Origin of the sequence: Enterococcus avium ATCC 14025 (assembly GCF_000406965.1) — a bacterium.
GTDB classification, from domain to species: domain Bacteria; phylum Bacillota; class Bacilli; order Lactobacillales; family Enterococcaceae; genus Enterococcus_A; species Enterococcus_A avium.
In genome coordinates, this window is the sequence record NZ_KE136357.1 from 848,397 (window position 1) to 872,404 (window position 24,008).

Below are 24,008 nucleotides of genomic sequence, written 5' to 3' on the forward strand. Positions count from 1 at the left end.
ATATCACAAAGATATCTACATGAAAATATTTTATTTTTAATCGCCCACTTTTATCTCATTCATTCTGAGTTTATAAAAGCGGTTTTTCTTTGCTTTTAATTGATTGGTATATCCTATTACAAAACGAACGTTATATTATAAGCTTGATATAAAATATTTTTTCATAAAAATAGAGCAATTAAATATCATCTAAATTTATAATAAATAATTTAATAAGGTAAATTGTTCAAATTTTCTATTCGAAATAATCCAACGTCCAAGATTATTTTCATTCTTCCAAAAGGTAAACACATTAAATCATTTAAAAGAAAAGATGGAATCTTCTTTTAAGGCATCTAAGAAAACGATCAAATAATGGACCAACAAAAAAATTGCTAAGCAAAAATTTCGTTGATCCATTATTAAAATCGATTCATGTATCTTCCGTAAAGAAAGCTCTACTCTGAATCGTCTTACATTAAGCTTTGATACAACTCAATAATCTCAGAAATACTAGCATCACGAGGATTCCCAGGCGTGCAAACATCCTTGAAGGCATCTTCCGCGATTTTAGGAAGATCCTCTGATTTCACACCTAACTCAGCAATAGTCGCAGGAATCCCGACATCCTTACTCAACTGATCGATCGCCTCACAAGCCGCGGTTCTAGCTTCTTCAATACTCATTGTTTCAATCGCTTCTACCTGTAATACTTCGGCGATTTTCCGGTATTTTTCTCCAGTGAAGTCTTTATTGAATTTCATTACTGTCGGTAAAAGTGCGGCACAGGCTACGCCATGAGGAATATTGTACCAAGCACTCAACGGGTGAGCCATTCCATGAACCAGTCCTAAGCCAACATTTGAAAAGCCCATCCCAGCAATGTATTGTCCTAGCGCCATTTCTTCGCGAGCTGACTGTTTTTCATTCACTGAATCTCTCAATGAGCGTCCAATGATTTCGATTGCTTTAAGATGCAGCATATCAGTTAATTCCCACGCACCTTTGGTAATGAAGCCTTCAATGGCATGAGTCATGGCATCCATCCCCGTCGAAGCAGCCAAATTTTTCGGCATGCCCATCATCATGTCACTATCAACGAAAGCGACAATTGGAATATCATTCGGGTCCACACAGACAAACTTGCGATGATTCGTTTCATCCGTAATAACATAGTTGATCGTTACCTCTGCGGCTGTTCCCGAAGTTGTAGGTACGGCTAGAATTGGCAAGGAAGGATTTTTTGTCGCTGCGGTTCCTTCTAAGCTTACTACATCGGAAAATTCTGGATTTGTCATAATGATGCCGATCGCTTTGGCCGTATCGATCGGCGATCCTCCACCGATTGCGACAATCGCATCCGCCTTTGAAGCTTCAACGAAGGCGACGCCATCCTTCACGTTTTGAACTGTTGGATTAGGAACGATCCCATCATAAATGTCATAAGAAACATTCGCTTGATCCAGCATTTCAGTTACTTTGGTTGCCACTTTAAAATCAATTAATCCTTTATCTGTAACCACAACGACTTTTTTAAAGCCGCGCGTTTCAATTTCAGGAACGATGTTTTCAATCGCACCTTTGCCAAAATAAGATGTTTCATTCAAGATCATTCTGTTTACTGTCATTTGTTTTCCTCCATCTAATGTGTTTATTTTCACAATATCACTTAACAAATTGGAGGGTTGCCCCTCCGATTCATTTAGCTGTTTAGATAACCTTCTCTAGGTGTTACACCAAAGCTGTCGGCTAATAAACGTAAGTTTTCATCGCTGATGGTTTGATTGATTCCGCCTTGAGCGCACACATAAGTATAAACTTCTGCCGCCTTTTCAGCCGTTTCGATCAAACCAAATACCTCATCCATGTCTTTTCCTGCACCATAGATCCCATGCTGCGGCCATAAAACTAAGCGAGTTTCCTTCATTTTGGCAGCTGTCGCCTCGCCTATTTCGGTTGTTCCAGGAACAATCCACGGAAGAATGGAGACGCCCTCTGGAAAGACCACTAAGCATTCCGTACACATTTGCCACAAGGTACGAGTAAAGGCTTTTTCATCTAAATCGTGGGTAAAGCTCATGGCCAATAAATGTGTCGCATGGTTATGCATAATGATACGATTTTCAGGATCAACCTCTAGTCGTGCCATATGACTCATAAAGTGACTTGGCAGTTCGCTAGTAGGAACCGCGCCATTTTCCAATCCCCATAGCAACTGTAAGGTTTTTCCATCCTCTTTTACACGGATGATTCCTAAATTTTCCGCTGGGTTCGCTTGAACATTTTTAAAGTACTTGCCAGAGCCGGTCACGATAAAATATTTCCCTGCTAACGAAGCAGCATCAAAGATCATCGGAATTTCCCGAATGACTTCAGTCGGATTTAAAAACGGCAATACTTCATTTTCTTCCAACAAATAGCTGATATTTCCGCCATTGCGCTCATCCCAGCCTAGTCGGTATAAATTAGTGGTTACCTCGATCATTTCTTGTACATAGTTTGCATTTAATATATTGTTCTTTTTCAACACGTTTTCCCTACTTTCTTAAGCTTAAAACATCTTTTTCATAGTGCTTAACCTCTGTTAACCAATCCAGACCAACCGGTACATTGTTGATTTCGCAGAAGTAATTCCAAACATCCGCAAATGGAAAGTCCTTCAATTCCTCGATCATTGCTAGGCGAGTCGTGTAATCGCCAGACAATTCGATTTCCTTAAGCGTATCAATTGGTTCAAGCATCGCCTTCAACAGTGCCTTTTGTGTATTACGAGTACCAATCACCCACGCGGCTACACGATTGATCGTCGCGTCAAAGAAGTCTAAGCCAATATGTGTTTTCTTAAGCAGATCATTGCGAACCAATTCACGTCCAATTTCCTGTAATTCATCGTCCATGATTACCACATGATCACTATCCCAACGAACCGGACGGCTAACATGGAGTAAAATCCCATCACTGAACAAGCCTAATGAGGATAATTTGTTTGAAATGACTTCGGTTGGATGAAAATGACCAGCATCTAAACAAATCAATTTATCGCGAGTCAATCCATAACCCATATAGAACTCATGGGAACCAACAGTATATGCCTCGGCACCAAGTCCAAATAACTTACTTTCCACTGCATCTAAGGTGTAGTTGGGATCAAGCTTCTCGGAAAAAATCTCATCCAATGCTGTCATCAAGCGTTCTCTCGGTGTATAGCGATCGATTGGATTGTCTTTGTACCCATCTGGTACCCAGAAATTATTGACACATACCTGACCGGTTTCCTTCCCAAAATATTCTGCGATCTTTCGAGAACGCTTGCCATGTTCGATCCAAAATTCGCGAACCTCAGAATCCGGTGAGGCCAAAGTAAAACCGTCTTTAAACATAGGATGTGAGAAGAAGGTTGGATTAAAATCTAAGCCTAAGCCTTGATTTTTAGCCCAATCAACCCATTTTTCAAAATGCTTCGGCTCAAGTTCATTTAGATCGACTTTTTCATCTGTATCTAAGTAAATCGCATGCAGATTCAATTTATGCTTACCAGGAATTAAGGAATAAGCTTTTTCTAAGTCTGAGCGTAATTCTTCCGGTGTGCGAGCGCCCCCTGGATAATTTCCTGTAACTGAGATTCCGCCAGAAAGCTCATCATCACTCAAAAAGCCTTTCACATCGTCTCCCTGCCAAACGTGCATCGAGATCTTTACCTCGGCCAATTGCTTTAATACCGCATCTGTATCAACATTTACTTTTTCATAGGCCGCCTTAGCAGCTTGATATTTTTGAGTTACTTCACTCATTTTCCTTGCTCCTTTTTTCAATAAATTTTTTATACTTTTCTAATACCTCATGATCACAGGTTTGTGGTAAATGCTTGCTAAATGTGAAGGAATCCAAGATACATTGGCGTCCAGCTTCAATCGACTCAAATTCTTTTGTAGCAACCATCTGCATCAGAATATTTCCGATTGCTGTCGCCTCTCCCGGTCCTGCACTGATTTCAATTTGTGCGACATCGGCGGTAAGCTGATTAAGGAACTTATTGTTGGAGCCGCCACCAACGATGTGCAGCTTACTAAGCTTGTCATTGGTTCCGGTCATTTTTTCCAGCTTCTCTAATTCACTGGCATAGCAGAGGGCTAAATTGTCATAAATACAGCGGGCGATCGCGCCTGGTGTTTCAGGTATCGTCTGTCCGGTTTTTTGACAATAATCTTGAATAGCGACGATCATGTTTTCTGGATTTAAAAAGCTCTCATGATTCACATCAATAAATTGTTGAAAAGGTGCTTCCTTTGCGGCCATTTCAGCTAGCTCAGGAAAACTATATTGATAGTCTTGCTCTCGAGCGACTTCTTGGATCAGCCACATGCCCATAATATTTTTTAAAAAGCGAATCGTGTTATGAGCGCCCCATTCATTCGTGTAGTTTTCATTAAAGGCTTCTCGACTGACGTTCGCTACTTTCGTTTCGACTCCTAAAAGCGACCAAGTACCACTTGAAATATAGCCCCAATCACGCCCCTGTCCCGGTGTTCCGAGAATCGCCGAGGCGGTATCATGACTAGCCACGGAAACAAAGGTCGCCTCAGGTAAATCAAAATCAGGAAATTTCTCCTTCACAAGCGAGCCTAGAATGGTTCCAGCGTCCACTAACGGCGGCAGCTGCTCTTTACGAATTCCGACTAAATCTAACAGCTCTTCATCCCACGTATCATTGGCGGGATTTAGCAGTTGCATGGTCGAAGCATTCGTTTTCTCCGTTACGGCTTGATTGGTAAAGGCATAACCAAGGTAATCTGGAATCAATAGCAATTTATCGGTTTTCTCTAGCAGTTCTCTTTGTTCAACCAGCAGCTGGAAAATTGTATTAAAGGATTGGATTTGTATCCCGGTTTTCTCATACAACGTTTCTAAACTCATTAGTTTTTGAAACTTCTCGACTGCTTTTTTCGTTCGGCTATCTCGGTAAGCAATCGGATCGCCTAAAAGAGTGCCATCCTTGTCTATAAGACAATAATCAACCGCCCAAGTATCAATGCCAACGTAGCAATGTTCAATGCCGTTTTGCTTTATTTTTTCTAAGCCAACGACGATCTCCTGAATCAAATAGTTGATATCCCAACGTTGAAAACCATCCAGCATTCTAAACCCGTTTTTGAAACGATGAACTTCGGTCAAGGTCAGCTGCCCATCAATCAATTCACTTTTCATCAAGCGACCACTAGAAGCGCCAATATCAATAGCAATATATGTTTTCATCACCTGCTCCTTTCACTTTATTGATAGCATTTTAAAAACTGAGAATTGATGACTCAATCTCGTATTTTCAACTTATGATGTTATTCTACAATCACATGTAAGCTTTTACATTACACGATTTTGATGTATACTTGCATTATCTTGGTGAAAGGAAGCTCACAATGACTTATTGGGAAAAAGCCAACCATTCATGGACCGCTGATTCAACTAGATTTATTCTTACTCCAAAGCAAAAAAGCCGCGATTTATTTTATTACATTCAAGAAATCGGATATTTCAAGGCAAATAAGCCGTATTTTACCGAACGAGAGAATCTTCCTTCCTATTTGATGAAATTTACCTTGTCTGGTACTGGGGAGCTGCATTATCAAGACGAGGTCTACACTCTAAAAGCGGGGGATATTTTTTTCATTGATTGTAAGAACTATCAGTATTACAAAACCATCAGCAGCGAGCCCTGGGAGATGGATTGGGTTCACTTTTCTGGTGGAAATACTGAAAGCTTCTATCACGAATTCATCAAAAATGGCTCGAATATTCTACATACGAACTCAGAAAACGTGCGTAATAACCCGATTCACTTACTCATGGAGAAATTATTACAGCTGCAAAAGGACCCAAATGCCAAAACAGACTTTGAATCCTCTGTCCTAGTCCATGAATTATTAAATGAGCTGATTCTGCAAAAATACCAAATGGACTTTGCCGACAGCGAAATTCCTGAATACATTCTGGATGTGAAAAGCTATATCGACGAGAATTATCGCCAGGGCGTTACCCTGGAGGATTTAGAAAAACATTTCCATCTAAATAAATATCAAATCGTCAAAGACTTTTCGAAATTCATGGGACAGCCTCCAGTGGATTATCAAATAAGCTGCAAAATTTCCTATGCGAAGGATTTGCTTCGGTATTCCAATCTTTCAATTAAGGAGATCTCATTAGAAGCAGGTCTGGACAATTTTGCTTACTTTAGCCGCCTCTTCAAAAAAAAGACCGGGATTTCTCCTAGTGAATACCGCCGAACAGATCGAGTTATTAAGGAATAGGTTGGCAAGTTATTTGTAAATACATTTCAAAAATAGAAAAATCTCTCAGAAACCTCAAAAACCATCTCTGAGATTTCAGAGATGGTGAATTATCAAAGCGAAAGCCATTTTTACCGCCTACTTAAAAAAAGATTCCAGCTGTCACCTAAACAATATCGGCTTTTGATAAAATGGCTGTTCGCTTTTCTTATTCAAAAAGGGCCCAAGCTACCTGATTAAGCTTGAACCCTTTTTGGTTATTTCAATTTATTATTTGACTAGGATTTTGCCTTCACAAACTTCTTATTAAGCGTCAAATAGACTGCCCCCATCACTAAACCTAAGATATTCGAAACAATCGCAAGGATAAAGGCCTGTTGGTAATTTCCAGTCTTTTCTAAAACAAGACGCATAACTGTCGGACCGAAGAAGCCAGCTAAAGCAAAACCAATAAACATAATCCCATAGTTAACGCTATTATTTTTAGCTCCAAACTGATCGGCCGTAAAACCGGGGAAAATCCCCATGAAAGCGCCGAAGCAAATGCCAATAATCGCGATTCCGAAATAGAAAGCAATAACGGATTTTCCACCGAAAAAGAACAAAATAGCCAAGCCGAATACAGAGCAAATACAAGAAAACATCAATGTGTAAATCCGTCCGATTTTATCCGATAAGGACCCTGCCATAATTCTTCCTGACGAATTGAATAGAGCCAGAACTGATACAGCCGTACTAGCAGCTAATGCGTTCATACCTGCCATTCCTTGGGCAATTCCGGAAGCCTGAGAAATGATCATCATTCCTGGAAAAGCCCCGCATACTAATAAAAGAATCATCACGTAGAACGTTTTAGTCTGAAGCATTTCTCTCCAAGTCTTTTCAGAACCAGATGCTTCAACTACGACTTTTGTAGAAATCTTTCGCTCTTTTTCTGGTGTTGTCACAAAAAAAGTACAAAGAAGAATTAGAAAAATGAATGCGAGACCTAAAATTTTGAATGACGTCGTCGCACTGGTTTTTTCCACTATTAAAGTAGCTAATGGCGAAACAATCACTGCACTTAATCCGTATACGGCTGTAGCGATACCGCCGACTAACCCTCTTTTATCAGGAAACAGCTTAACAACTGTCGAAATTGTACAGCCATAAGCCATCCCTAGTCCTAATCCACTAACTAAACCATAACTAACGACTAGAAAACCGACACTCGTAGCAAAACCGGATAAAAACATTCCCAATCCAAACATCGTTCCCCCGACAATGATCACTTTTTTAGGTCCAAAATGATCGTTGAACCAGCCGCCAGTAATCATTGTGATCGGACCGACTGAATTCGCCACCGTGTATACAAGTGCTAGGTCTGCCGAAGTAATCTCTGTTTGCAGCAAATTAGTCAAATACACCGACATCGAGGAAGCAAAAACACTCCATGAATAGATTGATCCTAAACACAAATTAATGATGCAGCAGGCAATAAGCGTAAATAGTCTTTTATTTTTCATCTGCCTACCCCCTAAATATCCAACGCGGCATGATAGCCTTGGTAGACGGCGGTAGTGATAGTCGAGGCCCGAACAACATCCCCGATTTCTACAACATAAGGCGCTGTGTCATATAGCTCTTCTGCAACGAATCGATTTGCTCGTTGGCCGACAGCGACGATGACAGATTTCCCAGGAACATGGACAACGTTTCCGGTGGAATTCTCACAATAAACCCCATCTTCGGTTATCTCTAATCCTTTGTGATTAGTCAAAATAGAAACATTTTTTTCCAACTCCTGAAGCAGCAGCGGGCGATGCCGAACATTTGCGTCTGGCGCAACCGCATCCCGCATTTCGATCACTGATACTTTTTTCCCTTGACGTGCTAAATGAATCGCCATTTCACAGCCAGCTAAGCCGCCGCCTAGAATCGCTACCTCATCGCCAATTTTTTCTGGGGCTAAATGATACTGATTGATAATCGTTACATGTTCCTTCTCAATTCCCTTTAGCTTAGGAATAATCGGCTGTGATCCCGCCGCAATGATTACCGCGTCAGGTTGTTCAGCTTCAACGGTTTCTTTACAGGCCGTCGTATTTAAACGAAGCTCCACGCCAGCATTTTGGGCTTGATGAGTAAAGGTTTGGCCTAGCTGATACATTTCATATTTGAAAGGAATCGCTTGTTCACAGTTTAATATGCCGCCAGTTGTACTGGATTTTTCCAACAAAACAACGTGGTGTCCTCTTTCAGCCGCCGTTGTTGCTGCCTTTAATCCGCCAGGTCCACCGCCGACAACCACTACTTTTTTCGGTTTAGCTGCTGGTTGAACATCAAAGCCTTCGCTTTCTCTTCCTATTAATGGATTTACTGTACATCTTCTCGTTGTGGTCGCCGCTCGTTCTGCCATACAAACGAAACAACGCAAGCAATGAACGATTTCCTCTTCTTGATTGGCCATGACTTTTCTTGGTAGATAAGGATCTGCTAATAACGCGCGGGCCATTTCAACAACATCGGCTTTGCCAGAGCGTAAAATCTCTTCCATTTGCTCAGGGTCATTCAATCCGCCAATCGTTGCGACAGGCTTGTTGACATTTTTCTTGATTGCTTCAGCTAGGTGAACATTGGTGCCATGCTCTGTAAACATCGATGGATGCGTGATACCAAAGGTTCCTTGATAGGTTCCCGCAGAGACATGAATTAAGTCCACATACTCTTCAACGAGCTTAGCAATCTGAATTCCCTCTTCGATGCCATACCCATTTTCGACAAATTCTGCTCCACTCATTCGAAATTCAATTGGAAAACCTGCACCAACTGCTCGACGAACACTTTTCAATACTTCGATCGCAAAACGAGCGCGGTTAGCCAAGTTGCCGCCATATTTGTCGGTTCGTTTGTTAAATAATAGCGATAAGAATTGATTAATCAACCAGCCATGTCCGCCATGCACCATGACCATTTCAAAACCCGCTCGTTTAGCTAAGCCCGCCGCATCTCCATAAGCCTGAACGATCTCATCAATTACTTCTTGGGTCAGTTCCTTTACTTTTACTCCGTCAGCTCGTACTGTTGCGGATACTCCCCATTGAGACAATGATTGCTTTTTGCTTTTATCTGCCAAATAGGTTCCTGCAAACTGACCCGAATGAGAAAGCTCCACACTGGCAATCGCTCCATGACGGCGGATAGCATCCGCGGCATACGTCGCACTGGATAACGAATTTGGGACACTCAAGTCCAAGTGATAGGCATGGGAACCATCTGTTTCAGGATGAACCATGACCTCAGATACTGTAACTGCTCCTGCTCCGCCTTTTGCTCGCAACTCATAAAATGACTTTGATGCTGGACCAATACAGCAGTCTGCAGTAATATCAGTCCCACCCATTGGAGCTGAAAACATACGGTTACGAAACATGACATTACCGATTTGAATAGGTTTTGATAAATTTGGATACTTTCTTTTCATCCTCGCCACTCCTTTTGTTATATAAATCACAATTAGAGTGTAACAGACCCCCATATCCCATCGGTACCAATCAAAATCACTAACCTTATACCAATTTATTTCTACGGTTAATATAGCTCTTAAATCGCTGTACATTTGGCGAATCCGTTTGATCACGATGAAAGATCGCATAAATGTCCCAGTATAATGGTTCTTTTAGTGAGACTACCTTCAAATCCTTCATTTCAAACCCATCCAATGAAAAATCTAAAACAATCCCCAATCCTATCTTCATTCGACTCAAATTGACCAATAATGAAGTATCTTCAGTCTTTGCTGCCAGCTCGATTTTAATGTTATTTTCTTCACATGATCGGGTAAATTCATGGTAAACGTGGTAATTCTCATTTAAGATAATCAACTTTTCCCCTTGCAGCTCGGCTAAGTCAATCGTATCTCGTTGATAAAATGGATGCCCATGATACACTAGCAGTTTGACTTCCTTACGCTCAATAAAAAGTGAAGTAATTTCCTTGTCATCAACTTTCCCGATGACAATACCGACCTCTCCTTCTAGCTGTCGAATCTTGTGATTGACCCCCTGATTAGCCATCTCCTTCCAGCTAAACTCAACCTCTGGATAAGCACATTGAAAATCATGCAGAAAATCAAAAGATAGAGCCTTCAGAACACCTCTAGCCAGATAAATTTTTAAGTGATTTTGCTTTTCTTTTTCATTTTGAATCGCCGTGTGCAGCAAGGTGAAATAGTCAATTAATCGTTCACTGTAGCTGTACAGTATTTTAGCAGTCGCAGTTGGCTCAACTCCTTTACTGCTTCGAACAAATAATTGCGTATCAAGCTCATTTTCTAGACGGTTGATGATTCTTCCTACGCCTTGAGCCGTCATAAACTGCTGACTCGCCGTCTGGTTCATACTTTTTGTCTCGAATACTTTCATAAAGCATTGAAGTTCTTGAACGTTCATTTGTTAAGCTCCTTCTTTATTTTTGTACCTACTAAAACCCCTTTTCATGTCTTATTCTATCGTTTATGAAGGATGGTTTCTATAGCATTACATAGATGTGCAGTAATAAAGATTGTATCTGCTTCTAAAAATATCGTAACAAATAGTATCTATATCCTTACCTATAATGGGATTTCTGTCAGACTTAAGCACAAAAATCACCCCTGACGATCTGCCTTGCTAATTTTTCTCAATTCAAAAAAGCTTAACCATCACAAAAGATGATTAAGCTTGATTTTACTTGAACATTCTTAATTTCTATTAAATAACAACTTGCCTTTACGGTAAAACCTAATCAATCCTTATCCACCCATCTTGCCAAGCTTCAATCACAGGTTCAAGACGCGATCTGTTGCTTTTTAAAAAGCTTGCGTAAAATGTCATTTCGGCAATATCATCCTCGATTTTAATTGGCACGCGATCATTGACTAGCTCCTTATGCAGGCAGGGATCGAGTTTGGAAACATTCGTTGTAAAAAACGGAAAAACCGAATAATTCTTTATCTCCTCAAAATTCTCGTGATTGTCCTGGTAAAGAAATTTAGCATTGGGAATTTTTCCTTGAATAACATCAGTCCAAATACCGATGTCCCTTAATACTAAAAAAGTCAAATCACTCAGCTGCTCAAAGGTAACACTTCCTTGACTAGCTAGATCAGTAAATCCGCTTAAGTTTACCGTTAATCTTTCTTTTCCTAAATACACAGAGTCAATTCTCTTATCCTTAAGCGGATAATTGGTCACGACACAACTATACTGTTCCTTTAGCAACAGCTCAATCCAGTTCGGTCGTTCAGCCAGCTTTTCTTCCACACTTATTTTGGGAAGCTTTAATGAATCCAAAACGATTAATGGTCCCGGAGCAGCGGAACAAATCGTGAGCTCTCTTTGACTTTTGTCGAAACGCTGGATATCGGATACGTAGCTTCTATTTACTGAAAGAACATCCTCCGCTCTTTCTGCAGCGAATATCCCAGCTTTGGTCAACGTAATCCGATTAGCTCCACGATTAAAAAGCTGAACCTCTAGCTCAGTCTCCAATTTCTTCATCCCTCGAGTCAGGGCTGGTTGAGAAAGTCCCAGTTGATCAGCGGCCGCCGCGAGTGTTCCGTATTTTTTAAATGCCACAAGCTCCTCCAGCAAATAATTATCAATCATGATTCCCCTCCATACGTTTACCGTATACTAGCATAATTAATTATGAATTTCCAACGCTCACTTTATCTACTAAACTTTAGTTAATTAAGACAAAGGAGTGTATCTACAATGAATAATCCTTCATTTAAACTAAACGACAATAACTCAATTCCAGCCATCGGATTTGGTGTGTTTCAAATTCCAAACGATGGGTCAACCTATGCGGCCGTTTTGAAGGCCTTGGAAATTGGCTACCGCCACATTGATACCGCAGTCGCCTACTTTAATGAAACAGAAGTCGGCAAGGCCATTCAAGACAGCGGCATCTCTCGTGATGACATTTGGATCACTTCAAAAATGTGGCTGCAAGATTATGCTTACGAAGATGCAAAAAAGGCCATTGATCTTTCGCTAAAAAACTACAAACAGGCTATATTGATCTCTATCTGATCCATCAACCCTATGGAAAAGTCGATGAAGCCTGGAAAGCAATGGAAGAAGCAAAATCAGTAGGAAAAATACGTTCGATCGGCGTTTCCAATATGACGCCAAAAATTTGGCGAAAATGGGAAAATAGCTTCACAACTATGCCTGCTGTCAATCAAGTAGAGTTCAACCCCTATTTCCAGCAAAAGGAACTGCGAAAAATAATGGCTGAAAACAACGTGACGCTTGAAGCTTGGGCACCACTAGGACAAGGAAATCAGGAACTGCTGAATGAACCGATTTTGAAAAATCTAGCAAAGAAATACGCTAAAAATGTTGGTCAAATCATTCTGCGCTTTGAATATCAGGAAGGAATCATTGTTTTTCCAAAAACAGTCCACTCCGAACGGATGATTTCTAACTTAAACATTTTCGACTTTGCACTTACGAGTGATGAAATGGATAGTATTCGCCTGCTAGATAAGAACAAAGGCATGCACGATCCAGATGCATCTGGTACGAAAGAAATGTTGCTGAATGCTTTTGATGTTCATGCAGACGATAAATAAGAAAGAAGCTGAACTGATTATGACAACCATTCCTATGCTAAAAATGAACGATGGACATACAATTCCTCAATTAGGCTTTGGTGTTTTTCAAATAACTGATCATGCAGAAGCAGTCACAGCTATCGAAAGTGCTCTGTTTAATGGTTATCGATTAATTGACACTGCCGAGGCTTATAATAATCAAAAAGCCGTGGGTGAAGCCCTTAAAAATAGTAAAATTCCACGGGATGACGTCTTTCTCACCACAAAGCTTTGGGTTTCTAACTACAGGTACGAGGAAGCAAAAAAAGCGATTGATCATGATTTAAAAGAAATAGGAACCGATTATATTGATTTATTTCTTTTGCATCAAGCCTATGGCGATATTGCTGGTGCCTGGCGAGCTATGGAAGAAGCGCAAAAAGAAGGAAAAATTAAATCCTTAGGCGTATCCAACTTTTGGCCAGATCAACTTAAAAATCTTGAATTAATGAGCAATGTTAAACCAGCAATTAACCAGATTGAAATCAATCCTTGGTACCAACGAGATTCAGAAGTTAAATGGTACCAGCGAAACGATATTTTACTCGAAGCCTGGGCGCCCTTCGCAGAGGGAAAAGGTGAAATCTTCAGCAATCCCTTAATTGCCGAGATCGGACAAAAGCATCATAAATCTGTAGGCCAGATTGTTCTGCGGTGGCTGATCCAACGAGGCATTATCGTCATTCCAAAATCAGTGCATTCTGAGCGTCAAAAAGAAAACCTGGCGATATTCGATTTTGAATTAACTGCCGCGGATATGGAGCTAATCGGTTCTTTGGACAAGAATGCCAGCCAATTTTTTGACCATCACGATCCAGACACGATTGAACAGATTTTTGGAGCAAGTCTAAAAAAGTTGCGCAACTAATTGTCACTATGAGATAGAAGGCTGAGACTAGGTAGTCCACTACACAGCGACTGACTGATGCTTCCTCAAAATTCATATTTTAATAAAAGGACTGAGATTCCGTAGTTTTTCAGCATAACTACGTGGATTTCAGTCCTTTTGTTTAGTACTACTTGCTTATCGCTGATAGCTCTAACAATTATATTAGTGTCACCAAAGACACTGCAATAATTTTTAACTTTTAATCATTTGTGACACCCAGTGCTCGATTGCCTTTGGATTAGAATTTGTTAGTTCTCTTCCTTGAACCCAGTTTGCCTGTTCATTGGTAGCTTCTTTCAGAGCTTGATCACTAGATCCAAATCCGCTGCCGCCTGACGTACAAAAGGGAATGATTGTTTTCCCCTTCCAATCATACTGCCGGAAAAAAGCTTCTACGATTTTAGGAGCCTTACCCCACCAGATTGGATAACCAACAAAGATCACTTCATAATTGGCTAGATCAAGTGCATTTTCAGCAAGTTCTAGCTTATTCGAGGAACCCGTCATCTCCAGACTGCTGCGACTATTGGGGTTGTTCCAATCTAGATCAGCACTAGTGTACTGTTGCTTCGGTTCAATCTCAAGGATATCCGCACCAAGAATTCCAGCCAGCTGAGTGGCTGTCCGTCGCGTTGTTCCACTTGCCGAAAAGAAGGCAACTAACTGTTTTTGTGTCATTTTTTTCGCTCCTTTAGTTAAGTTTTTATTCCAATTACAATTTACCGCCAAATACTGGGAAAAAGCTATGTTCTCCGTAATCATCAATTTTTTCAATGGCCTTCAGCGTTTCCATGTCTGCATCGCTGATTTCAAAATCCAACTCTGCATTGTTTTTCATATGATCCGGATTGCTTGTTTTCGGAATCACGACAATTCCTAGTTGCAAAGCGTATTTCAGGCTAAGCTGTGCCACGCTGACATCGTACTTCGTCGCAATAGCTTTCACGTCCTTTCGGTTTAAAATCGCCCCATGACCGATTGGCGAATAGGCTTCAACTTTAATTTCCTTCGACTGACAAAACTCGATCAGTTCTAGCGGTGTATTTCCAATATGACACAACACTTGATTTACCATTGGCTTGATCTCTGTATTTTCCAATAGGTTCTCTAAATCTTCTCTTAAAAAGTTAGAAACACCAATTGCTCTTACTTTTCCCGCTTTATAAGCAGCTTCCAACGCTTTCCATGCTTGGATATTTCCTTCAAAGTAGCGATCATCTAACTGATTCACTTCCTTCCATGGTTGCGGGCTGTGAATAATCATTAGATCGAAATAATCCAAACCGGTTTTACGAAGAGATTCATCAATGGAGGCAGCTGCACCTTCGTAAGTCTTTTCCTCAGCCGCAACCTTGGTTGTAATAAAAAGCTCCTGACGGTCGACTCCACTTTTTCTAACCCCTTCACCAACTCCCTTTTCATTCCCATAGGCTTGCGCAGTATCTATGTGGCGATAACCTAATGAAATTGCATCAATCACTGCTTGCTCTGTCTGCTCATCATTCAGTAACCATGTTCCCAAACCCAAAGCTGGGATTTTTACCCCGTTGTTTAGTTCAAAATTATTTGTGTAAGTCATCTAAAATCCCTCCAAAATTGATTGTCATTTTCTTTGTTCAATCTCATCATAACCCTAAAGCCAACTTTAGGTTCAAGCCCTAAGGAGAAAAAAATGTTTCGAAGACAATAGAAAAATTCCATAAGTCGCAAGATAAAGCTGCCTCATACTCCTTCAAAAGCTTAACTAGACGCGCTTATAACTTTTAAAAGTTTTTTATTAGCACCTTCAAAAAAGCATTCTATTCTACATTAGATCAGACTTTAAAAAAACTATACAACAAAGGGAGCTATCACTTAAGAAAGCTCCCTTTGTTTTCTTCTATTCATAAAACCCTTATTGAAATCCCCTACTAAAAAGACTCCTCAGAAAAATTTTCTTGTCCTTTTCGTTTTACTATTTTTTTCTGCAGCTCTGCATCATAATTCCGTGCCTGAGGAATCAAAATATTTATCAAGCCGCAAACCAAGGTGCCAATCCCAGCAATCATAAACATTTTTTCAACTCCGATATTATCTGCGATAGGTCCGGCGAAAATCAATCCCACAGGACCTGTGATACTCATCAACGAGTTAATTACTCCCAACACTCTGCCTAAATATTTAGGTTCGTAGCTTTGTTGAATCATTGCCATCAATAAGGTATTAAAATAAGGTGTCGCAAAGCCTGCAATAGCATTTAGAACCACAAACACCATAAATCCTTTTTGTGTCCCTGGCAATAATCCACTTAAACCGATGGTTACCCCAATAACCAAATAAGAAAAAAGAATCGGCCGCATACGATTTTTCCATTTACCAAACAGGCCAATCACTGCGCCGCCAGCCAACATCCCAGTCGCGTAAATCACTTCAATCAATCCTGCTTGCCCCACCGTTCCCTTAAAATATTCCATCGTCATTAAAGGATATAAACTAGCTGCAGGCATAAAGATCAGCATGAACACCGAGCCGATAAGCGTAATATACCAAAGGCCCTTATTTTCAAGCAGCTTCTTCAACCCAAACTTTGAATCAGCTAAAATATGAATGCTTTCCCCTTCGGACACAACATGAGGAATCGTTACAAAAAGCAGTAGCCCAACGCCGAGAATAGCACCAAGTACGTCAAACAGAATCAGCCAATTCATCGGGATAATCGAGAAAAGGAAAGCACCCAATGCTGGGGCAATAATATAGTTCGCCGATTGGACCATTCCAAGCTGCCCGTTGACTTTAGTCAATTCCTCTTCTGGTACCATCGTAGGCAGTATCGATTGAATGATCGGCATTTGAAACGTTTGAGCGACAGCCCGAACAAATAACGATGCAAAAACCAGCCATAATGGAAACTCAGGTGAAATCGTCCCCGTAATCGAAAGAATCAGTGCAAAGAGCGCGACAACAATATCAGTAATAATTAATAGAAATTTTTTATTGCGTCGATCCACAGCCTACAAACGGACTCAACACAACCATTGGTATCATCCCTAACAATGTAGCAAAGCTTAAAACCGTTGCAGAACCCGTTATCTTAGTCAAATACCAAATGATGGAATACTGAACAATCATACTGGTTATTCCCGACAAAAACTGACCAGCTAGAAAAAAATACAAGTTCCTCCGCCACTTATCCGGCAGTGATGAATCTATTTTTTTATTCATCTATCAAACACTCCTATTAGATAAAAACAAGGAAACAATCAACAATTCTCTACTTCTAAAATCAAAGTAATGGAATATCGCTGTTCTATTGAAGAATGCCAAAACAGCTCTATCTTATGGATTATCCTTGATGATAGCTTAATATAGTAGGCGGCACAAGTAGCGAGACTGCTCTTTTTGTGACTGATTAAACGAATGTGTTTATTCAATTGTCTACCGTTAGTAAATCACGTTGAGTCAAAACTTCTCTTGCCATCAATGAGAAGCCGATTTTTCTCAACCATTATCATAAAAACACCTAGTCTGTCACTAAAGACAAACTAGGTGTTTTTTAGCATCACTAACTATTAGCTAATCTTTTCTCACTAACTGCAGCAGACCTAAGCTTACGATGAACACACCGCAAATGATCACCAGCCACTGAATTTTTACAGCATCCGCAAGCGGACCAAAGATTGCGGTGCCAAGCGGCATAAAACCACTATACATGGCACCTAAAAGCCCAAAAATTCGTCCCTGCTTATCTTCAGGCACATGCTCTTGAAGCATAGTCGTGGTTGAAGATTGAACGACTGGAATAAAAAAACTCATGAAAAACATACAAGCGGCAAAGAGCCAAAATTGATAGGTAAATCCAAGTATTAATGAGAGCAGGCCAAAGCCGAGTAGCCCATAGATAAACGTCCGCATCCTATCCTTAAAACCGCCCCAAGTCCCAAGCAAAATACCTCCCAATACCATTCCTGCAAAACCGGCCATCTCATTGACTGTCAGATATACATAGCTATCCCCAAAGGTTCGCTCGATCATCAGTACCGTTAAAAAACTAGATGGTACACTCAAAAAGATAAATGCGCCATAGGTCAGCAGCAGCCGTTTTACCTTTTGTTCTTTCACAGCGTAGGAAATACCTGCTTTCATATCGACAAGAAAAGAAGTAGCGTGCATCCGTGTCTCACGTTTTTGATTCGCGATGGTGATAAAGCAAAGAATGGTAATGCCAATAATTGCTGTTGCTACATCCAGCAAAAGAATCCAATGAAAGGACCCAATCGCTAGAATTGCTCCTGCTACCGCTGGAGAAGCAAATTGGACGATAGCCATCATACTTCCGTTGATACCGTTATAGCGTAGCAACTGCTCTTCTGGTACAATTTGCGGAATGACTGCACTCACGGCTGGCGACTGAATGCCAGAGCCAAATGATCTCAGAGCGGATATTATCAGCAGCAACGACAGGATATTTGCTATTTTGCCAACAATCAGAATAACAGCTAATAGCAAGGTCACTAAGGCAATGCCTAGATCCGCAAGTATAATTAGTCGTTTTCTCGGATAACGATCCGCCCACACCCCGCCAAAAAAGGAAATGATTGTTTGCGGAATCGTCGAGCTCAAGGTCAGTAACGTCACCCATAAGCCAGATGAGGTCTCCAATGCCACCTGCCAGATAATCGCCATCTGAACGATGGATGAGCCAAACAGCGTGATGGCTTGGCTGATAATAAATAATATCGTTTTTCGACGCCAAGTTTGTGGTTGCTCCTGTGCATTGTTTGTTTCCATATTATCCCCTCACTTTCTTGTCACCAGAAAAGTTTACTAAGAAAAAAGCAAGTGGTGACTTAGTGGAGGGTTAATTTTTCTTTTATTAAATATTGCTTTAGAAGCAGCCGTTTTCTTTAAGTCAGATCGTGTGAAGTGCTTAAGTCTTTAGTTCATTTTTTTGCAATCATTCAGCAGAGCCATGCCGATTTTCTTTAAATCAACTAATCCATAGTTCGTCATGATGGTGACGGCTAATGTATTTTTCCGATCAAGTATCAAAATACAGCTGAAACCTCCTGCGTTTCCATCATGCCAGTGAATATTCTGACTGTCCTTATCAATTCTCCAGCCCAGCCCCATATCCCATTGCTTATTCCCATTCGTGTATTTATTGTGGCACAGGTCTAGATAGCTTGGTGTATTCATTAAATGGGCCTGACTAAATTTTAAAAGATCGCTTGCCGTTGAGACTAATGATCCTGCCGATGAGACGATATCCGTTTTATCCCATTCCCAGCTTTTTGTCTTTTGCTGCTTACGGTCATGTCCAAACATTTCAGCAGAACTACTTGAATTTGTTTCCTTCAAACCAAGATCCTTTTTAATAAAGTCATCCATCGCTTCATACGCTGTTTTTTGCGTTTGCTGCCCAAGAATATATCCAAGAACACCAAATGCAAAATTATTATAAGCAAACTTATACGTTTTTGGTTCTATCGGTGTTGTCCGCAGCACCTCAAACATTTTTGTACTATCCAAAGTTCCGTGATAAGGATTTGTATGCAAAAAAACATCCTGCTGATTCATCGTCAGCATCATTTTCACCGTTTGGAACTTCGTATAGGGAATCTCTGTTGGATAGCCCGAAGAATGTGTTGCCAATTGCTGGATTGTAGGATAAAAACGCTCTGGCAATCCTAAAATATAATGATTCAACGGCGCATCCAAAACAATTTTATTTCCAAAAACATACTTAGCTAGTAAAGAAGTCGTGAAAAGCTTAGTAATTGAGCCAATATCATAGGACAAATTATGCGGAATAGACTCATTTTCAGCATTCCAAGCATCAAAAACCGCCTCACCTTGTTTTAGCATGCCAACAGTGATGTTGATTCCTTTATGTTTATTCGTGAGTTCCTGTAATAACTGTCGGGTTTCTGATGAATAATAGTTTTCCATGACGAATCAATCTTCTTTCTACTCTAATATAGTTTAAAATTCTAAGAAGTAACGATCGAGATTTTTCAAAATAATTAAAGAAAAATCTGAGTAACTTCCGCAAATAATTGTATTCGCTTTCAACTTTAGTATACCGTATCCAACTCATTCTTCGTAATCACTTGTAAAAATCTTCCCTTAGCTTTTGCTGAAAAACATCGGAATTCTATTATTCTTTCTATATAAAAAGCTCAGCCATCACTTTTGATGATTGAGCTCAAAAATATTAATCGTAGTATCACTCATTTTGAAATCTTCCCGCAGCTACTCCGATTCTGCCTTCCACTTTTTCAGTGTCTCAATATCTATGCCGCTTATCTCTGAGATTTCCTTCAATGAGAGAGAGGTTTGCATTAAGTTTAGAAGCAGCACTCGTTTTTCTTCCAGATTTCTTTTTTGTTCTTCTTGTCTCCCATTTTCCATGCCTATCTTCAGACCTTTTGCCATGCCTTCATCTCGAGCGTACTCCAACTCTGCCTCTGCTATTGCTCGGGCTTTATCGATTTTCATGATCATTTCCTTTTCCTCCTCTTCCAATGTTAAGAAGTCTGTCTTCTTTTTCGCTTCTTTGATATAGTCAGGGGCGTCAGTCTTCACTTCTCCTGTCTTGAAATAGTAATGCCAGTGATACGCTGCATGTTGCGTATTAAGTACGTCGTTCTTCAAACTAAGAAAACCAAGTACCAACAGCTCTTTTCCCTCTTTATTTAGAAAAAGGCGATTGGTTTCGGGATTCATTAAACGGAACAATTGCAGGCACTTTCTGTGTCATCAAACAAATGAAAGTCTACAATATTGATACCATACGCTGGGCGCAGACTCGAAAAATTGCTTTTCTTCACCTCATTTTTAGCGAGGTTGCCAAAAGGCGAGCGGTAAGCTTCCCCGAGATAAAAGAGGCTTCTTTCGCGAAAATATTTTTGCGCCTGAACTTGACACTCAATCGTGGTATAGCTCCCATCTTCAGCGATTGCCAGAATATCAACTTCGGTAAGCTTTACCTCCATCTTTTCCCGTTCCTCATAGGATTTCTTGTAGCTGTAAATGTGATAGTTCTGCTTTGGCATCAGTCTCTCGAATTCTAAGCCTAATAAATCTTTGACGAACGCTTTTAGAATATGCTGGGAATCCTCCGAAGTTAGTAATTTTTTGAATAATAGATCGTTGGTTGGTAAATACACTTGCATCTCTTTTCCTGCCTTTCAGACAGCAGGTTTTCTCGCCTACATTATAACATGGCAAAACAACCGCTATCAAAGTCCTTTACTCTAAAATACGCAGAAAAATGAAAAGTATTTGGATCGATTAATGATCGCCTTTTCAGCAAAACTCTTCTTTATAAGCCCAACAGAAAACGATTTCAAATCGCAATTTGACACTTCTAAATATTTCAAAATGCAAAAAAAGAAACACTCCCAAAGATTCGAAAGTGTTTCCATGGCAAGCTATCAAATATTACTCAGACACAACCACCATTGATTTAATTGTTTTACGCTCCTGCATATCTTGATAGGCTTGGTTAATATCATCTAGATTATAGGTTTCAGTAAAGACACGACCCGGATTAATGTCACCGTCTAGAACTGCCTTAAGAAGAAATTGTTTGTCATAGGTTGTGACCGAGGCAGAGCCGCCGGCAACAGAAATATTTTGAGCGAAGGTTGAACCTAATGGCCGATTATTATAATGAGGAACACCAACATAGCCAATGCGACCACCATTATGCAGAACACCTAGAGCTTGTTCAATCGCGGCTTCTGTTCCTACACACTCAAGGGCAGCATCTGCGCCACCGCCTAGAAGCTCGCGAACTTTGGCAATCCCTTCTTCTCCACGCTCAGCTACTACAGCAGTTGCGCCTGACTGAAGCGCCATCTTCTGACGATCTTCGTGTCGGCTCATAAGCACGATTTGAGAAGCCCCGCGCATTTTAGCGGCGATGACCGCACACTGACCGACAGCGCCATCACCGATTACCACCACTTTATCACCTTTTTCGACATGGGCGCAGCGTGCCGCATGGTAGCCTGTTGGCATCACGTCTGCTAGAGTCAAAAGCGACTTAATCATGCCTTCTGTATAATCTGATGGTTGTCCTGGAATCTTTACCAATGCCCAATTGCCGTAATGGAAGCGAATATATTCTGACTGGAAGCCATTAGACCAATTGGTGGCACCTTGATGACGATCACAAGTCCCGTCAAAGCCCGCACGACAAGCATCACATTCACCACAGCCGTGTGTAAACGGCACGATCACAAAATCCCCCGGCTTAACCGTTGTGATCGCAGAACCGATTTCTTCGACGATCCCTAGAGCTTCGTGCCCATCATTAACAGAATGGGCTTCTTTATTATCCCCATGAGCATAAGACCAAAGATCAGAACCACAGACACAAGCTCGAACAACTTTGATGATTACATCGTCATCGGCTTGCAGACTTGGTTTAGCCACTTCCTCTACTGTTACTAATCCCGCTTTTTCAAAAATTGCAGATTTCATAAATAAATACCAGGAACGACCGAAAAACTTTTCGGCGTTCTTTCCTTTCCTAATAGTCTTTTTTTGATTTCAATTTTATTCATTGACTTACCTTTAGCGACTTACAAAACTGGAAGAGCGATTATCTAGTTCAGCTGTTGTCTGCCGCTCAAAGTTGGAGGTGTTTTTAAAGCTTCCAAGGCGTCTTTCCTCTACCCCTTTCAATTATCCTGTCATCTTGCCATCAATTCTACCGTCAATGGAAGTCATCATGTGGCAAACAATAAATGGATTCTTCATCTGATTTTTCCCTTCATTTTTGATCTCTTTATTATTCATGAAAACAGTTGCGGACATTCCATTACGAAGGCCCTGAAATCATAATAAACCTAAAGTCAACTTTAGGAGCAAGAGAAAAGCAGAAAAATTTTTAAACTTTCTGTTCAATGACCTCACCTAGTAAAATAGAAAAGCTCTTTGAAAAATCATTTTTTTGGATCATGCAACTAATTAAAAAGAATGGGTCTTTTATTTCCTTAAATCCTTTGGTAATAAACCTACCTTACAAAATTGTTCGTTTAGGATCAGACCTTAGTCTGGTTCTTTATTGTCATCTTTTTTGTACTCTTTTGTAGAAAGGGCGGATTCGTTTGAAACGACTAAGTGGTTTTTTATTTATAATAGCATTGTTGCTGGGTGGTTATTATCTTTGGTATCACCAAAACTATTCAACGCAAGAGTATTACACAAAAATTACAACAAATGGCGAAAGAATTAACGTAGCTATTAAGAATGGCAAAGAGACTTATCCTCATTATCGCTATCACTTAAATGCCTATAACCAAAAGAACGAGAAGAAAGAAGTTGAGTTTAATTCAGTGGATAGCGTACCATTAAAAAAAAATGCGTATCTTGTTCTTCATATAAACAAAAAAAAAGGCGTTATCGGATGGGAAGAAGTAAAAGCTAGTAAGGTCCCTTCTATTATCATAAATACCTTAAATCATGAAGCTTCGCAGCAATGATTCTCTGTCTTTTTAGAAAACTTGACATTGCTTCGTATTACATGAAAAAGAACCCAATACGTTGAAATTGCACAGACAATTTCGAGTATTGGGTTCTTTTTTATTGAAGAAAAGTACAAACTTAGCTGTTAAATGAAGGTTTTCAAGCTCTTCTTCGATTTTAAAGTTATGGTAATTTTACGATATTAGTACGACAAAATAGAAATAAGAGTGAACATGACCCCGATCACACTGCAATATAGACCGATTTTCTTTTGATTTTCCACAATTTTTTCAGCCATCTCTCGCGGAGTTAGTACGACCTGCAGCTGATTATCAGGATTTTCCTCCAAATAATGATACCAAAAATCAAATTGCTGATCGATGGTTGGGCTGCAAATAACTACTAACGAAAGAGAATAATAACTGACTGCTAACAGTAGAATAGGAATAAACAAAGAGCCAGACGTTATCAATGCATAGATTGCCCCCGTGACTGCCCCAATGATACCAATGATGAATCCCAAAATAGCAAGCAGGATTACACCCTTTTTAGGATTATGCATATGGATACGCTGATAAGCCTCTAAACTGGATTGACGATATTTCAAATCCGCCTCTGATAAATCTGGATATTTCTCTTTCACAAGCTGCTTTTTGTCAATTTTAAACTGTTTGTTTTCCCTTTTTATTTTCAAGCCTTTTATGATAAAAAGAATTATAATAATAACACAAATGACGATAAGGAAAATGCGAATATTGCTCATACCTATACCTCAACAATT

At 40.1% G+C, this 24,008-nt stretch carries 20 protein-coding genes and 3 pseudogenes; 5 read left to right on the plus strand and 18 right to left on the minus strand.

Translation table 11 applies throughout. The annotated features are described in order from the left end of the window. Positions 1-452: 452 nt before the first annotated feature. From fucO to rhaB, 4 genes are all read right to left on the minus strand, one after another. Positions 453-1,607: a lactaldehyde reductase gene (gene fucO, locus OMU_RS04005; RefSeq protein ID WP_016178683.1), complete on the minus strand. Its 1,155-nt coding sequence runs from the start codon at positions 1,605-1,607 to the stop codon at positions 453-455. Between the two features lie 74 nt (positions 1,608-1,681). Then, positions 1,682-2,506 carry a rhamnulose-1-phosphate aldolase gene (rhaD, locus tag OMU_RS04010; protein WP_034875990.1) on the minus strand — a complete coding sequence of 275 codons (825 nt, stop codon included), beginning with the start codon at positions 2,504-2,506 and terminating at the stop codon, positions 1,682-1,684. 10 nt (positions 2,507-2,516) lie between these two features. Continuing rightward, positions 2,517-3,770 carry an L-rhamnose isomerase gene (gene rhaA, locus OMU_RS04015; protein WP_016178685.1) on the minus strand — a complete coding sequence of 418 codons (1,254 nt, stop codon included), beginning with the start codon at positions 3,768-3,770 and terminating at the stop codon, positions 2,517-2,519. After that, positions 3,763-5,232, minus strand: a complete 1,470-nt coding sequence (rhaB, locus tag OMU_RS04020) for a rhamnulokinase (protein ID WP_016178686.1) — start codon at positions 5,230-5,232, stop codon at positions 3,763-3,765. Before rhaB ends, rhaA begins: the two co-directional genes overlap by 8 nt. A gap of 161 nt (positions 5,233-5,393) precedes the next feature. On the opposite strand from rhaB, the gene OMU_RS04025 reads away from it, so the two are divergent. Beyond that, positions 5,394-6,281 carry a helix-turn-helix domain-containing protein gene (locus OMU_RS04025; RefSeq protein ID WP_016178687.1) on the plus strand — a complete coding sequence of 296 codons (888 nt, stop codon included), beginning with the start codon at positions 5,394-5,396 and terminating at the stop codon, positions 6,279-6,281. 51 nt (positions 6,282-6,332) lie between these two features. Continuing rightward, a pseudogene (locus OMU_RS24060) lies at positions 6,333-6,500 on the plus strand (AraC family transcriptional regulator); the annotation flags it as partial. A 38-nt stretch (positions 6,501-6,538) separates the two neighbouring features. Here OMU_RS24060 and OMU_RS04030 read toward each other — a convergent pair. The 4 genes from OMU_RS04030 to OMU_RS04045 form a co-directional block, all read right to left on the minus strand. Then, positions 6,539-7,765, minus strand: a complete 1,227-nt coding sequence (locus OMU_RS04030) for an L-lactate MFS transporter (protein WP_016178688.1) — start codon at positions 7,763-7,765, stop codon at positions 6,539-6,541. Between the two features lie 11 nt (positions 7,766-7,776). Continuing rightward, positions 7,777-9,723, minus strand: coding sequence for an oxidoreductase (locus tag OMU_RS04035; protein ID WP_016178689.1), 1,947 nt, complete (start codon positions 9,721-9,723; stop codon positions 7,777-7,779). An 85-nt stretch (positions 9,724-9,808) separates the two neighbouring features. Beyond that, positions 9,809-10,690 carry a LysR family transcriptional regulator gene (locus OMU_RS04040; RefSeq protein ID WP_016178690.1) on the minus strand — a complete coding sequence of 294 codons (882 nt, stop codon included), beginning with the start codon at positions 10,688-10,690 and terminating at the stop codon, positions 9,809-9,811. A gap of 330 nt (positions 10,691-11,020) precedes the next feature. Then, positions 11,021-11,887, minus strand: coding sequence for a LysR family transcriptional regulator (locus tag OMU_RS04045; RefSeq protein ID WP_016178691.1), 867 nt, complete (start codon positions 11,885-11,887; stop codon positions 11,021-11,023). Positions 11,888-11,995: 108 nt separating this feature from the next. On the opposite strand from OMU_RS04045, the pseudogene OMU_RS04050 reads away from it, so the two are divergent. Next, positions 11,996-12,861: pseudogene (locus tag OMU_RS04050) on the plus strand (aldo/keto reductase). 19 nt (positions 12,862-12,880) lie between these two features. Then, positions 12,881-13,750 carry an aldo/keto reductase gene (locus OMU_RS04055; RefSeq protein WP_034875987.1) on the plus strand — a complete coding sequence of 290 codons (870 nt, stop codon included), beginning with the start codon at positions 12,881-12,883 and terminating at the stop codon, positions 13,748-13,750. 213 nt (positions 13,751-13,963) lie between these two features. On the opposite strand, the gene OMU_RS04060 is transcribed toward OMU_RS04055, so the two are convergent. From OMU_RS04060 to OMU_RS23855, 9 genes and pseudogenes are all read right to left on the minus strand, one after another. Continuing rightward, positions 13,964-14,449 carry a flavodoxin gene (locus OMU_RS04060; RefSeq protein ID WP_016178695.1) on the minus strand — a complete coding sequence of 162 codons (486 nt, stop codon included), beginning with the start codon at positions 14,447-14,449 and terminating at the stop codon, positions 13,964-13,966. A gap of 34 nt (positions 14,450-14,483) precedes the next feature. After that, positions 14,484-15,350 carry an aldo/keto reductase gene (locus OMU_RS04065; protein ID WP_016178696.1) on the minus strand — a complete coding sequence of 289 codons (867 nt, stop codon included), beginning with the start codon at positions 15,348-15,350 and terminating at the stop codon, positions 14,484-14,486. Positions 15,351-15,681: 331 nt separating this feature from the next. Next, positions 15,682-16,972: pseudogene (locus OMU_RS04070) on the minus strand (MFS transporter). A 351-nt stretch (positions 16,973-17,323) separates the two neighbouring features. After that, a complete protein-coding gene (locus OMU_RS04080; protein ID WP_016178699.1) occupies positions 17,324-18,538 on the minus strand; it encodes an MFS transporter in 1,215 nt (404 codons plus the stop codon). Between the two features lie 147 nt (positions 18,539-18,685). Beyond that, positions 18,686-19,699 (minus strand): serine hydrolase domain-containing protein, encoded by a 1,014-nt coding sequence (locus OMU_RS04085; RefSeq protein WP_016178700.1) that lies wholly within the window; start codon positions 19,697-19,699, stop codon positions 18,686-18,688. Positions 19,700-20,002: 303 nt separating this feature from the next. Continuing rightward, positions 20,003-20,488 carry an RpnC/YadD family protein gene (locus OMU_RS23660; protein WP_227656388.1) on the minus strand — a complete coding sequence of 162 codons (486 nt, stop codon included), beginning with the start codon at positions 20,486-20,488 and terminating at the stop codon, positions 20,003-20,005. Continuing rightward, entirely contained in the window at positions 20,476-20,925 is a 450-nt protein-coding gene (locus tag OMU_RS23665; RefSeq protein WP_016178702.1) for an Rpn family recombination-promoting nuclease/putative transposase, read from the minus strand. The genes OMU_RS23660 and OMU_RS23665 overlap by 13 nt, the downstream gene beginning before the upstream one ends. A gap of 268 nt (positions 20,926-21,193) precedes the next feature. Further along, positions 21,194-22,240, minus strand: a complete 1,047-nt coding sequence (locus OMU_RS04100; protein WP_016178703.1) for a zinc-binding dehydrogenase — start codon at positions 22,238-22,240, stop codon at positions 21,194-21,196. Between the two features lie 204 nt (positions 22,241-22,444). Further along, positions 22,445-22,576 (minus strand): hypothetical protein, encoded by a 132-nt coding sequence (locus tag OMU_RS23855; RefSeq protein ID WP_256184931.1) that lies wholly within the window; start codon positions 22,574-22,576, stop codon positions 22,445-22,447. Between the two features lie 293 nt (positions 22,577-22,869). Between OMU_RS23855 and OMU_RS04105 the strand changes: the two genes are divergently transcribed. After that, the gene (locus tag OMU_RS04105; RefSeq protein ID WP_016178704.1) at positions 22,870-23,244 is read left to right on the plus strand and encodes a YxeA family protein; all 375 of its coding nucleotides are present in this window, start codon (positions 22,870-22,872) and stop codon (positions 23,242-23,244) included. A 185-nt stretch (positions 23,245-23,429) separates the two neighbouring features. Here OMU_RS04105 and OMU_RS04110 read toward each other — a convergent pair whose 3' ends face one another. Then, positions 23,430-23,990, minus strand: a complete 561-nt coding sequence (locus tag OMU_RS04110) for a hypothetical protein (protein ID WP_016178705.1) — start codon at positions 23,988-23,990, stop codon at positions 23,430-23,432. Positions 23,991-24,008: the final 18 nt, after the last annotated feature.